The organism is Micromonospora sp. NPDC047548 (assembly GCF_040642975.1).
Classification (GTDB): Bacteria; Actinomycetota; Actinomycetes; order Mycobacteriales; family Micromonosporaceae; genus Micromonospora.
This window is the reverse complement of record NZ_JBEYTI010000021.1, coordinates 94746-107255: the sequence shown is the minus strand read 5'-3', so window position 1 is coordinate 107255 and position 12510 is coordinate 94746. Positions and strand designations below refer to the sequence as shown.

The window sequence follows — 12510 nt, the reverse complement described above, 5'->3', positions numbered from 1 at the left end:
GGCACACCCGCACCCGCACCGGCCCCCGCACGACCCGCCAACGCGAAACGGAACGTACCCGCGACATCACGTACGAGATAATCATCGCCCCATCCAGCCTATACAAAAGCACCGAAACGGCCAAAGTTTAGGTCAGTGCTTCATGCCTGCACGAAGGAGACACATCGTCAACTGATCTTGCGGTGGTAGATGGCCATGGCGACGCCATACGCGACGATGAGGAGGCCGGCACACCAGGCAATGGCGATCCAGATGTCGCCACCGACCTGCTGCTGAGCGAACAAGTCGCGGATCGCGTTGACGATGGACGTCACCGGCTGGTTCTCGGCGAAGGCGCGCACCGGGCCGGGCATGCTCTCCGTAGGTACGAAGGCCGAGCTGATGAATGGCAGGAAGATGAGCGGATAGGAGAAGGCGCTCGCGCCGTCCACGGACTTCGCGGTCAGGCCCGGGATGACTGCGAGCCAAGTCAGGGCCAGCGTGAACAGCATCATGATGCCAGTGACCGCGAACCAGTCCAGCGCGCCGGCCCCCGAGCGGAAGCCCATGACGAGGGCGGCCAGCACCACCACCACGAGCGAGATCAGGTTGGCGACCAGCGAGGTCAGCACGTGCGCCCACAGTACGGACGAGCGTGCGATCGGCATGGACTGGAACCGCTCGAAGATGCCGCCCTTCATGTTGAGACTGGGCGCGTTAGTTGGCCGCTGAGCGGCGCAGTTGGCCGCATGATCATTTGTGGTAGGTGGGAACGGTTCAGCGGTGTGCCGGTGCGGAGGTGAACATGCCGGTCTCCTCCGGTTGGCCATCTATCGTGCGAATAATTTGGTTGATGCAGGTCTCGATGATTTGGGCTAGTGCGTCGTGGTGGCGCCAGGGGTCCTTGTGGAAGGCTCGCCACTCGCCGAGGAGGCTGCCTCTCAGGCCGTAGCGGTCGGCGGGGTTGTGCGCGGGCAGGATTGTCGTCGGGGCGAGGAGGTGTTCGCTGCTGGTGATGGTCGTCCAGGCGACCCAGGAGACGAAGCGCCTTTTGCGTTCTCCCCAGTCGGTGATGCCTCGTCGTGACGGTGGGGTGTGGCAACGACCGAAGGTGACGGCTTCCCATTCCTCGGCGGATATCGACCAGTGTGCCAGGCGTTGCCGGCGGGTTCCGTAGTCGATCAGGGCGGTGGCGGCATCCAGTTCGTCGGCGAGGTTGTTGAGGGCCGCGGTGAATGCATGGGAGTTGGCCTTGTTCCGAAGCCACGGGCTCAGCTGGATCAAGGTGGTCTTGGTGACGGATTCGGGTAGGCCGAGGTGTCTGCCGGCTTGGGCGTAGGAACCGCCGTTGACCATGCGGACCAGCCGGATCGCCGCGGCGCGGCGTAGAAGCCGGGGGCTGCCTTTCGGCAGGTGACGGAAGTGACCGTCGAACCAGGCGTCGGGCAGCCGCTGCGGGATGTGGCGGTGGTCGAAGTTCCCGCGGCGGGTGGGCCCCAAGTGGCTGCCGAGCGTCCCGGCCGCCGGGCTTGCCAGTTTGCCGAGGCGGGGCTGCAGCGCGGTTTGCAGGCCGGGTGAGACGTTGCGACGTTCGGAGCAAACCTCGCCTACCCGCATTACGGGGTCGCGCCGGGATCGATCGGCGTCTAGCTTCGGCAGCAGGTTGTCCGCCTCCCCAACGGACCAGCCGATGGGGAGGCGGACAGTTCGCAGCCGTGGTGCGCCAACACCGCGGCCGCAACCGCCCTCATTTCCTGTCCAGAGGAGGTTTCATGAGGACACGTACCAGATTACTCGCCGGCGCGGCAGTCGCCGTTCTCGGCGTGACCGGACTAGCGAGTCCGGCGACCGCCAGCCCGGCGCTGCGCGACCCGTCGCTCGCCTCGTTCCAGGGACGCACCATCGACCTGTCCAAGAGCTGGGAGGGCGCGCAGGTCTGCGCCGTCCTGTCCCTCAGCGAGGTGCGCTGCTACGCCTCGAACTCGGAGGCGAGCGCTGACCTGGCCTCTCGTATCACGTCGACCGGCACGCCGCGCGATGCCGCCGGTCCCATTGGGACCCTCGCCTGGCACGGGTGTGACAACGACTGGCTGTGCATCTACGAGCACGCGGACTTCGGGGGCCGCAAGCTCCAGTTCAGCGACGAGTACTGGCACGACCTGGACGAGTGGGGGTTCGTGGACATGACCTCGTCCTGGGTCAACAACCAGGGCGGAAGCTGGACCGGGTGTTCGGGCAGCGACAGCGGCACCCTCGGCGACGGGGCTGGCAACAACCGCACGATGACCGACTGCACGGCGTCCGCGAACCTCGGCAGCTACAACGACAAGGCCGAGGACATCCACGGCTGATGCCCTGACCTGACCAGCACCAGCTCGATCACCGGGTGGGTGACGCCTTCGCGGTGTCACCCACCCGTCTCGCTTTTCAGCGGGGCATGGCGGCATACTCGGCGACCAGGTATGACCGATAGGTGATCACCGCGGGGATTGTCACGTTCAACTTGCCTGCCGTCTCCGTCAGCACCGCCTCGTACCCGAGCAACGAGCCGGATCGAGGATCAACGATCACGGCGTACTGGGCAGGCAGACCGTGGGCGCTGGACGTGATCGAGAACGCTTCACCGGAGCGCCCGGCCCGGTCGGTAACCGTGCCGGCCACCGTGATGCCCGGAAGGTCAGCCAGGAACCTGAGCACCGCCGCACGCTGCGCCGGGGCCAGCAGCCGCACGCCAGCAAGCTCAGCGACATCCTCCAGATATTGCACCGGCGCCTCATGCTCCGATGCACCCGCGGTCAGCCACTCACGCAGCGCGGTGACGTCCGTAGGCACCGCGCCCTTCCAGCGGCTGTGGAACTCCCCGGCCGCGTAGTCACGCACCTCCTGCGACGGGTCCACCCGGCCACCCCGCCGCTGCCACTCCCGCCGGTCAGCATCGGAGCGGAACGTCGGGGGCAGTTCCTTCTTGACCATGCGGCCGGCGTTGTCGTCGGTGCGCCAGGACCGCCACTGCTGTGGCACCACGGCGGACGTCGTCCGACCGCCAGTGATCGAGGAGTTCAGGAACCAGTTCGCCGACTCCAGGTACTCCGCGGTCCCCGCCGGCCGCTCCGGCGCCGGCTGAGCCGCCGCCACCGCGGCCAGGCGCCGCAGCCGGGCGTTGGCCGGTTCCGTACTCGCCGGCGGACCATAGCTCAGGATCGCGGGGGTAGCCGCGTACGCCGGCTGCGGCTGCCGGTACGTCTCGAGCGCGACCGCCCCAGTAGCAACCGCCAGGGCCGCCGCGCCGGCTGCTGCCAACACGAAACGGCGCCGCGGAACCGTTCGCCTCGCGCTGCCCGTAGCGCGGTCAGAGGCGAGGATGCGCGCAAGGTCTTGCACGCGGCGGTTCTCGTCGGCAGGTTGGACGTCTCGTGCCGGATCCAAGCCGCCCAGCAGCTGGCGCACCTCATCGACGGCGTTCATCTCATGCACCCCAATTCGACATCGACGGCGCCGTCCACGGCGTCCGCTCCGCCCCGTCACTGACCACGCCCAGCTGCGTCCGAAGCCGGCGGCGAGCTCGCATCAGCCGCATCGCGTACGTCGCCCGGGATTGGCCGAGTACGACCGCGGCCTCAGCGGTGCTCAGCCGCTCCCAGGCCACCAGCCGCAAGACCTCCTGATCGGCGGCGGATAACCGGCCGAACGCCACCGCGACGTCACGCTGGCTGACCACCTCGTCCGCGTGATCCACGATCACCGACCGGTCCGGCTCCGCCGCGACCCGTAGCGCAAGCTCCTGCCACCGCCGCTGGCCTCTGGCTTCGTTGGACAACACCAGACGAGCCACCCCGTACAACCACGGCAACGCCGACCCGGACGGAACATCGCCCACACGTCGCCACGCAACCAGGAAGACCTCGGCAACAACATCGCCGACGTCCGGCCCGACGATCCGCCGAGTCACATACCGCCACACGTCACCGTGATGACGCTCGTACAACTCGGTGAACTGCTTCTCCGCGACGTCCATCGCACCTCCTACTGTGCTTATGTCCGGCACCGACCAGAACGTCACACCCAGCAACGAGCGAATCACCCGATAGCGCCACTCCCGGCCTCGGCAGCTCGGACCCGCATCCGAGCCTCGCCAGATCTCGAACAAAGACGCCCTGCCTCAAGGGCCGGCCGCTCGTGCAGCGACATCCGACGCGAAACCGGGTGGTGGGGCTGGCGGCGTCGGCTCGCGGCACCATGATCGGAGCTGCACGGCAGATCCAATCGGCCAACAAGACTGCCCAGGCCCGGCCAACTACCGCGCCCAACCATCCCGGAAAAGGTGAGATCACGAGCCGCCATCCGGCCAACTACCGAGCCCAGTCACACATGTCCAAAAAGAGCCGGTATGCGGTGTAGGAGATGCCCGAGGCCACTGTGATGAGCAGGATGCCTGGCAGCAGGTAGTTCACGTACTTGTCCGACCCGGTCTGGATCGCGCCGCCGAATACGTAGACGAACAGCAGCATGAATGCGATCGGCATGACCACGGTCGTGATGATGGTGTCCGGGCTGCGGCCGATGTGGCGCAGGGACCGGCCCAGCAGGACGGCGGTGTCACCGAAGAAGTGCTTGGTCATCGAGGGTCCTTGTTGTTCGTGCCGTCGGGGCTAGCGGCGCCTACTTTGCTGTCAGTGCCGTCGTCACCGACGGTGGCGAGGAAGACGTCCTCGAGGGTCGGCTGCTTCTCGACGTACTCGACCTTGGCAGGCGGGAGCAGCTGCTTGAGCTCGGGGAGAGTGCCGTTGGCGATGATGCGCCCCCGGTGGAGGACCGCGATCCGGTCGGCGAGCTGTTCGGCCTCGTCAAGGTACTGCGTGGTGAGCAGCACCGTCGTGCCCTGCCCGGCGAGCTCCCTGACGGCCTGCCACACCTCGAAACGCGCCTGTGGATCGAGCCCGGTCGTCGGTTCATCGAGGAAGATCACCGGCGGGTTCCCGATGAGGCTCATCGCGATGTCGAGGCGGCGGCGCATGCCACCCGAGTACGTCGACACCTTCCGTGTCGCCGCGTCAGTCAGTGAGAAGCGGGCCAGCAGGTCATCCGCGACCCGGCTCGGATCCCTCAGATGCCGCAACCGGGCGACCAACACCAGGTTCTCCCGCCCGCTGAGGATCTCATCGACGGCCGCGAACTGTCCCGTCAGGCTGATGGACTCCCGCACGTTCGCCGCTTGCGTGGCGACGTCGAAGCCGTTGACGCTGGCCGTCCCCGCGTCCGGCTTGAGCAGCGTGGACAGGATCCTCACGACCGTGGTCTTACCCGCCCCGTTGGAGCCGAGCAGGGCGAAGATGCTGCCTCGCGCCACGTCGAAGTCCACGCCACGCAGCACGTGCAGATCCTTGTACGACTTCTCCAGGCCCTGGACCTGGATCACAGGCCCGCGGACCTGCTCGGTTGACATCTGGAAATCTATGGCCATGGTGCCAGCATGCAGGGTTGACGCTGCGTCAAGGTCAAGCCCGGGAGCAAGGCAGCGTCTATCTGCTCAGATTGCGGGAGTGGCGTCAGGGCTCCATCCACCGCTCGCTCATCGGCCAGCGGGTTGGTGGGTCGAGCGGCATGGGAAGAGGAACTCCGAGCGATTACCCGAGACCGCGGTGCCAGATTCGCGCCCAGCGGTCCTCGCGGACGGGGCACGCCAACGTGACGCGGGACCGTCCGGGTGGACACCCCAGCTCGGGCATGCGCGGCCTGGCCGGTGACGCTCAATCCCGCAGGCGAGGCAGTGCGTGTCGATGGTGATCCCGGCGGCGTAGCGGTCGAGTACGCCCTGCACGACCGTGGCGAGAGGTGCCGTCGGGTGGCGCTCAGGGTCGGACAGTAGGCGATCCGACTCCAGCCCCACGGGCACCACAGTGGCATCGACTGCGGGATGCGCATACCGGCCGCCTTCTCCCGGCGCCGCCGCTCAGCGTACTCCTGTGCCTGCGGCATACCACGTCGCGAGCCTGTTGGAGTTCGTCCGCGGCGCGAACGAGTGCGTCGGGATTCGCATCGCCTCGGCCGCCTGCCGATCGGTCAGGCTCTCAACGATCTGCAGCACCGTGACCAGCGCCAACCGGCCCGGAGACCAACCCGGCCGGCCCCAGGCCCCGAACGCGACGCTGAACTGAGCATCTGCGAACAGCTCACCCAGCTGATCTCTGATCACCACCGGCAACGGCGCCTCACGCCCGGCATACCTTGCCCATATCGCCGCCGCCACCTGCTCGTCAGGGGCCGGCCACGGCAGCGGCTGCATCGACATCACACGACCTCAACCGCGGCCATAGGGAAGGACAGCCGCGCATCAGATCCTCTATCCGGAGTAGAACGACGTCATGCCGCCTCGCCGAATTAGCCAACAGGATCCAGCATGCGGCGCAGGTCGGACCAGGCTGCGTCGGAGATGACGCGGGCCAGGTGGCGGTTTCCAGCCACACGCCGCCGCCAACGAGCAGCTGGGTGGCGTGGGGTGCTTCGGTCGGATCGGTTAACCACCAGCCGGCCCTGCCAGTGGCCACCCGGTCCCGGCCGATCTTGCTCCGCAGGCGTGAGATGACGCTGCCTACTGCCATGGCGTTCTTCGGGCCCGCCCTGATGCTCATCTCGTCCCGGACCTGTGCACCGCTACGAGGTTCGCCCTGCGCTTCGGTCAGCACCTGCAACGTCTCGGCCTGCTGGGGACTCAGCTTGACGGGCGCGTTCCGGCCGGCCAGCCAGGTTTCGCTTGTGGTGCGCTCCAATCGCACGCCGGCTCACTCCGCCGCGGGCGGCTGGGGCGTCGCCGGACCGGCCAGCCGCCAACCGCCTCCGCCTCCGCCTGTGATAATCCGGTTACGCCCGAGGCGTTCCCGGAGGCGATGGATGACCACGCCCACCGCGGCGATCGTGGCGGGCCGGTCATGCGGTGGCAACGACGACCAGATCCAACTCCTGCTGCGCGGCATTCCCCGCGCCTCGACGAGTACCCGCAGCATGGCGAACTCCTGCGGGCCGAGCCGGATGGGCCGAGCCGGCCCGTCGAGGACGTACCGATGCTCGACATCGAGTCGCAGGCTGCCGAACGACAGCACGTCGGCGCCGTCGACCGGTTCCGGCGCGATCGGGTCCCGCACCCACCAGCCGTCCACCCCGGTGAGAATGCGTGCGGCACCAATCTTCTTACGGATGTTGGCGATCACCACGCCGATCTGGGCAGCTGTTGGCGACCGATACCCGCGCGGCATGGCGGCCCAGATCGCCTCCCGGCTGAGGGGCGTCCCCCGCGCCGTGATCAGGACGGCCAGCACGGCGACCTGCTGGCCACTAAGCATGACCGCGCTCGACTCAGGGTGCAATCGGACCAAGCCGGTGGACGTCTGCAACTCCACCCCGGCGTAGCACAGCGGGACATCCAGCACGGGTATGTACAGCTGGCGCCGACCGGTGCTGGTCCGCGGGCGCCGCCCTTGACGGCACTGAGAGATCGCCAATAGCGCAGAGCCTGCCGCCGGAGAAACATCCTCAGCCGGGAGGCGGCAGGCCGACCGGCCGACCATGGACTGATCAACCACCATGAAGGACCTCACTATCTGGCTAGCTGGCCGCCGCTACCCCAACCGGCCAGCGTGAACCTCACTCCGTGCTTCTGAAACGGGCCATAGCGGCGGTGTGCCTGGTGCCGGGGCGGACATCGGGGCCAGCCGGTGCGGTCGCCTTAGCCCGCTGACCTGCGGGCCATCACTGGCTAATTGCGGTGAACCAGGGGTTACACGTGTCGGTAGCTACCGACGTGAGCCCTCGTTGACGTACTGTCACCAGGGCTGCGGCGGCGGGTGGGCAGAGCGGGTTGTGCCGGTGGTGGCCGGCACGACCTTCCTCCCCCGCCGCTTTCGCGGGCAGGCCATCGGCAAACGTTTAGGTTGCTTTCTGAAGTGCGGGAGGTCGTCGGGGCGGGGCGTGGACGCCGGGAGGCATGCGCGGACACCGGACGTCGGCGGTCAGGCCGACGGCCCGACCAGCTGGTACGCCGCTCGGACGGCGGCCACGGCCCAGCGCATGCGACTGACCGCCTCGACCGGATGGTCGCCGTACTCCTGCGCGACGAGTGCCGCGCAACCGGCCGCCCGGTGCCGGCTGATGCTGTCCAGCACCGCCTGCCGGATCTGTTCGGGCGTCGGATCCTCCGACGGTTGGAGCGCGGAGGCGAAAAGCGCCTCCGCCCTGGTACTGAGCAGTTCCGACGGGCTCATCACCGGCTCCTTTCCGGTAAGTGGCAGCCACGCCCGCGAGGCAGATCCGGCGCAAGGCGCACCACCGCCGAAGCCGCACGCATGAGATGCGGGGCTGGCCGATCGCCTCGGGCGACCGGCGTACGGGCAGCCGACGGATTCGCCGAGCGGCGACGCCCGGGGTGGGGTCGGCGGAGCCCGACCCCACCCCGGTCCCGGTCCCGGCCCGGCGCCGGGTTCCGGGCGTTGGGATGTGCGCCCCCTGCGTCGTGCCCGGCGCGCACCCCATGATCCACCTCCCGTTACTTGCCTGACCCGGCGAGGACGCCCTCCACGAAGTAGCGCTGGAAGGCGAAAAAGACCACGAGCGGCAGGAGCATGGACAGGAACGCGCCGGGGCCGATCGTGTCGAGGTTGGACGAAAACGACCGCATCTGCTCCCGCAGGGCGTAGGTGATCGGGGCATTGTCGGAGGTGGCGAAGACGAGCGCGACCAGCAGGTCGTTCCAGACCCACAGGAACTGGAAGATGGCCAGCGAGGCGATGGCCGGCCAGCCGATCGGCAGCACCACGCGGGCGAAGATGACCACTTCGCGGGCGCCGTCAATGCGGGCCGCCTCGAGCATGTCGCGCGGGATGTTCAGGAAGAAGTTGCGCAACAGGAAGATCGCGAACGGCAATCCGAAGGCCACGTGGAAGGCAACCACCGCCGAGATCTCGCCGTAGATGCCGAGGGCCCTGAAGATCCGTGCGTCCGGCACGATCGCCACCTGGATCGGCACGACGATCAACGCGACGACCAGCACGAACAACCAGTCCCGGCCGGGGAAGTCCATCCAGGCCAAGGCGTACGCGCCGAGTGCGCCGAGCAGCACCACGAGCAGGGTCGACGGGACGGTGATCAGTACCGTGTTCCACAGCGAGTGGACGATCCGCTCGTTCTGCAGCACTTGGGCGTAGTTGTCGAGGGTCAGTTGGGCCGGTGCGGTGAAGACGGTCCACCAACCGGTGGCGCTGTTGTCGGCGCTGCTACGCAGGCTCGCCACGGCCAGACCGAAGGTCGGCAGCAGCCAGAAGACGCCGATCAGGACCACCAGCAGCCGCAGCAGCGCCTTGCCAAACCGCATCATGAACCGGGTCCACGGTCCTGGTCGCGGCGGGCCGCCCCGCGCGGTACCGGCGGGTATCAGTTCCGGTGCCGTGTCGATGGTGTCGTGGCTCATCAGCTATCCCTCCTCAGGCGCCGGATGTTGAACAGCATCGCGGGGAGCACCAGGGCGAACAGCAGGACCGCGAGGGCGCTGCCGAGCCCGTAGTCCAGGCCGCCGCCGAAGGACACCCGGTACATTTCCAGGGCGACCACGGTCGCGTCGTTCTGGGATGACTCGGGTGCGAGCACGTAGACGAGGTCGAAGATCTTCAGGACGTTGATGGTCAGGGTGACGAGCACTACGACGAGCACGGGCCGGACCAGCGGCACGGTTACGTGCCGGAAGGTCTGCCACTCGCTTGCGCCGTCCATCCGGGCCGCTTCGAGTGCTTCCCGGGGCAGGGCGGCCAGACCGGCCGACACCAGCACCATGGCGAAGCCGGCCCAGATCCAGATGTACGCCCCGATGACCGCGGGAGTGACGAGTGAAGGCCCGAGCCAGGTGACGCCGTTGAACGGCTCGGTGAAGTTGTCGGCGGGCAGCCGGATGACGTATGGGCCGGAGGTGAGGTCGGGGAACGCGAACCGTCCGGCGGCGTCGGTCCGGGTGGTGGCGACCACGGTGCCCCCGTTGGCCACCGCCTCGACGGTCATCTGGGGCAACCCCATCTCGCTGGCGTCGATGGTCCCCGCCCGGCCGCCGCCGCCGCGGGTGAAGTCGAGCCACACCACCCCCTGCAGTCCGGGGCCGCCGGCGCGTGCCGTGGCCGGCTTGGCGTCGGTCGGGATCCGATCCGGCGGCAGACCCACGAGGGCGAGGCGGAGGGGTTCACCCGGGTTCACCGGCCCTCTGGACTCGAAGCCACCCTTCATCGGCACCAGCTCGCCCTGCTCCCGAGCATCGACGCCGTGGTAGCGCGACGGGGACACGAAGGCGTCGTGCACCGACACGGCGACCGCGTTGAGCACGCCGCGGTCCGGGTTCTCGTCGTAGACCAGCCGGAAGGTGACGCCGGCGGCAAGGAACGAGATGGCCATCGGCATGAACAGGACGGCCTTGAGCACGGCCGCCCGACGCAGCCGCTCGGTCAACACCGCGAAGATCAGCCCAAGGGTGGTGGCCACGGTAGGTGCCACGATCACCCAGACGAGGTTGTTCAGGATGGCTCGCCGGGTGTTCGACGAGGTGAACATCGCGATGTAGTTGTCGAAGCCGACGAACCTTGATCCGTCACCGCTGCGAAAGCTGAGCCACAGCGTGTAGACGATGGGATAGCAGACCAGCAGCAACAGCAGCACCAGAGCGGGGCCGAGGAAAAATGCGACCATCAGCCGGGTCTCCCCCGACCGTCGGCGGGCCGCGGTCCCGGCGGTGGTCCGTGGGCCGCCGGGGGCGCCCCGGCGGCCCGGGCCACCGGCGACGTGCCGTGGGCCGCCGGGGCCATCGGCCACGCCCGCCCGGCCGATCGTTGTTTGGGCAGGGGACGGACGGATGCCCTGGGCCGGGTCGGGCGTGGTCGTCATCAGTTGCCTCCGAAGTCCTTCTTCGCGGCGGCCTCGAGCTGCTGGGCCAATGCCTCGGGGGCGATCGGCTTGGCGAGGAAGTCCTGCAGCAGCACCCAGAGGTGGGCGCTGGTCCCACCGCCGAACGCCTGCGGCGTGAGGTCCGACAGGTCGAAGCGCAGCGATTCGGCCTTCACTACCGCTTCGGCGATTTCCCGGGTGGTGTCGTCCGGGTACGCCGCGATCTCCAGTCCTGAGTTCGCCGAGATGAACCCGCCCTTGGCCGCCATGATCTTCGCCGCCTCGGGCGAGGCGAGGAAGGCCATCAGGGCGTTCGCCTCCGGCGTGTCCTTGAAGGCGACGGCCTGGTCGCCCGCCGTCACCACCGCCGGCTTCGAGCCGTCGACCGACGGCCAGTTGAAGAACTTCGCTGACTCGCCGACCTTCAACTCACCCAGCTTGTTGATCTCTGAGGCGACGAAGTCACCCTCGAACAGCATCGCTCCCTTCGGCGACTTGCCGAACACGTCGGCGATCGCCTGCGTGAAGGCGGTCTGCGTCGGGCTGCCGGCCAGGAACCGCGGCGTACGCCAGTAGTCGGCCAGCAGGGTCAGCGTCTTGACCACGCTGGGGTCGGTCCAGGGGATCTCGTGCTTGGCCAGCTTGTCGTACATTTCCGGGCCGGCGACCCGGAGGTAGATGTTCTCGAACCAGTCGGTCAGCACCCACCCGTCGCCACCGGCGGCGACCATGGGCGTCACCCCGGAGTCGGCGAGTGCGGCGGAGACCGTCTTGAGCTCGTCCCAGGTCTTCGGCGGCTGCACCCCGGCGTCGGTGAAGCTGTCGACCCGGTACCAGATCACCGACTTGTTGGCCACCTTGAAGTAGACGCCATAGAGCTGCCCGTTCACGGTGCCCAGTTCCTGCCAGGCAGAGCTGTAGTTGTCCTTGATCGCGGCGGCCGCGTCACCGGTCTGCGGCTTGATCGCGCCCCGCTTCACGAGCTCGGCCACCACCCCGGGCTGCGAGATCAACGCGACATCCGGCGGCGAACCCCCAGCGATCCGGCTGTTGAGCAGCACCGGCAGATCGTTGCCACCAGAGGTGTACTTCACCGTCGCGCCGGTCTTCGCGGCGAAGGCATCCAGCACCGCCTGGAAGTTCGCCTGCTCGGCACCGGACCAAGTGGCCGCCACCTCGACCGTCTTGCCGGCAAGCCTCGCGTCCGGCGAGCTGGACGCCGGGCTGGCATCGCCACCGCACCCTGCGGCGGTGGCGAGGACCGCCGTCGCCACGGCGAGCGGTACCCATCGTCGTACCATGGATCCTCCTGAATCTGGTCTGCGGATCGGGACTGGACCGGGGCGGGCGACGACCCGCCGCCCGCCCCGCGTTCGGAGTCGACCGCGGTTGAGTGGCAGCTCAACCGCGGTCGACGGGCGACGGACGCCGACCCAGGTTCGGGATTGGCGGTCGGCCCGCCCTCATCCGTCACCATCTGTGTCGGCGCTTATCGATCACATCCGATCAACCGATCGGTGATTGCGCCGAGTCTTCAACACCACCGCGTTTCCCGGAAGTCGACTGGGTGCTACGTGACGGGACCGACGAACACCTCACAAGATCCACTTGTCCGGATCCGGC

Annotated in this window: 11 protein-coding genes and 2 pseudogenes; 1 reads left to right on the top strand and 12 read right to left on the bottom strand. The window is 68.1% G+C overall.

Annotated elements, in window-relative coordinates; genetic code table 11:
• Positions 1 to 167: 167 nt before the first annotated feature.
• Positions 168 to 686, bottom strand: a pseudogene (locus ABZ807_RS21225) (ABC transporter permease); the annotation flags it as partial.
• Positions 687 to 756: 70 nt separating this feature from the next.
• Positions 757 to 1596 carry a hypothetical protein gene (locus ABZ807_RS21220; RefSeq protein WP_357160489.1) on the bottom strand — a complete coding sequence of 280 codons (840 nt, stop codon included), beginning with the start codon at positions 1594 to 1596 and terminating at the stop codon, positions 757 to 759.
• A gap of 155 nt (positions 1597 to 1751) precedes the next feature.
• Between ABZ807_RS21220 and ABZ807_RS21215 the strand changes: the two genes are divergently transcribed.
• Positions 1752 to 2330: a peptidase inhibitor family I36 protein gene (locus tag ABZ807_RS21215; protein WP_357160486.1), complete on the top strand. Its 579-nt coding sequence runs from the start codon at positions 1752 to 1754 to the stop codon at positions 2328 to 2330.
• A gap of 76 nt (positions 2331 to 2406) precedes the next feature.
• On the opposite strand, the gene ABZ807_RS21210 is transcribed toward ABZ807_RS21215, so the two are convergent.
• The 10 genes and pseudogenes from ABZ807_RS21210 to ABZ807_RS21165 all read right to left on the bottom strand — a co-directional run bounded on the left by ABZ807_RS21210 (position 2407) and on the right by ABZ807_RS21165 (position 12188).
• The gene (locus ABZ807_RS21210) at positions 2407 to 3444 is read right to left on the bottom strand and encodes a CU044_5270 family protein (protein ID WP_357160483.1); all 1038 of its coding nucleotides are present in this window, start codon (positions 3442 to 3444) and stop codon (positions 2407 to 2409) included.
• Between the two features lies 1 nt (position 3445).
• Positions 3446 to 3994, bottom strand: a complete 549-nt coding sequence (locus ABZ807_RS21205) for a sigma-70 family RNA polymerase sigma factor (RefSeq protein ID WP_357160480.1) — start codon at positions 3992 to 3994, stop codon at positions 3446 to 3448.
• Positions 3995 to 4346: 352 nt separating this feature from the next.
• Positions 4347 to 4598 (bottom strand): annotated as a pseudogene (locus ABZ807_RS21200) (ABC transporter permease); the annotation flags it as partial.
• Complete coding sequence (locus ABZ807_RS21195; RefSeq protein ID WP_357160477.1) at positions 4595 to 5440, bottom strand: ATP-binding cassette domain-containing protein; 846 nt, start codon at positions 5438 to 5440, stop codon at positions 4595 to 4597. The pseudogene ABZ807_RS21200 and the gene ABZ807_RS21195, both read right to left, overlap by 4 nt.
• Positions 5441 to 5929: 489 nt before the next feature.
• Complete coding sequence (locus ABZ807_RS21190) at positions 5930 to 6268, bottom strand: hypothetical protein (protein ID WP_357160474.1); 339 nt, start codon at positions 6266 to 6268, stop codon at positions 5930 to 5932.
• A gap of 490 nt (positions 6269 to 6758) precedes the next feature.
• On the bottom strand, positions 6759 to 7403 hold the full coding sequence (locus tag ABZ807_RS21185; RefSeq protein WP_357160471.1) for a winged helix-turn-helix domain-containing protein: 645 nt from the start codon (positions 7401 to 7403) through the stop codon (positions 6759 to 6761).
• A gap of 579 nt (positions 7404 to 7982) precedes the next feature.
• Positions 7983 to 8234, bottom strand: a complete 252-nt coding sequence (locus tag ABZ807_RS21180; protein WP_357160469.1) for a hypothetical protein — start codon at positions 8232 to 8234, stop codon at positions 7983 to 7985.
• A 281-nt stretch (positions 8235 to 8515) separates the two neighbouring features.
• Complete coding sequence (locus ABZ807_RS21175; RefSeq protein WP_357160466.1) at positions 8516 to 9436, bottom strand: carbohydrate ABC transporter permease; 921 nt, start codon at positions 9434 to 9436, stop codon at positions 8516 to 8518.
• Complete coding sequence (locus ABZ807_RS21170) at positions 9436 to 10887, bottom strand: ABC transporter permease subunit (RefSeq protein WP_357160463.1); 1452 nt, start codon at positions 10885 to 10887, stop codon at positions 9436 to 9438. Before ABZ807_RS21170 ends, ABZ807_RS21175 begins: the two co-directional genes overlap by 1 nt.
• Positions 10887 to 12188 (bottom strand): extracellular solute-binding protein, encoded by a 1302-nt coding sequence (locus ABZ807_RS21165; protein WP_357160460.1) that lies wholly within the window; start codon positions 12186 to 12188, stop codon positions 10887 to 10889. Before ABZ807_RS21165 ends, ABZ807_RS21170 begins: the two co-directional genes overlap by 1 nt.
• Positions 12189 to 12510: the final 322 nt, after the last annotated feature.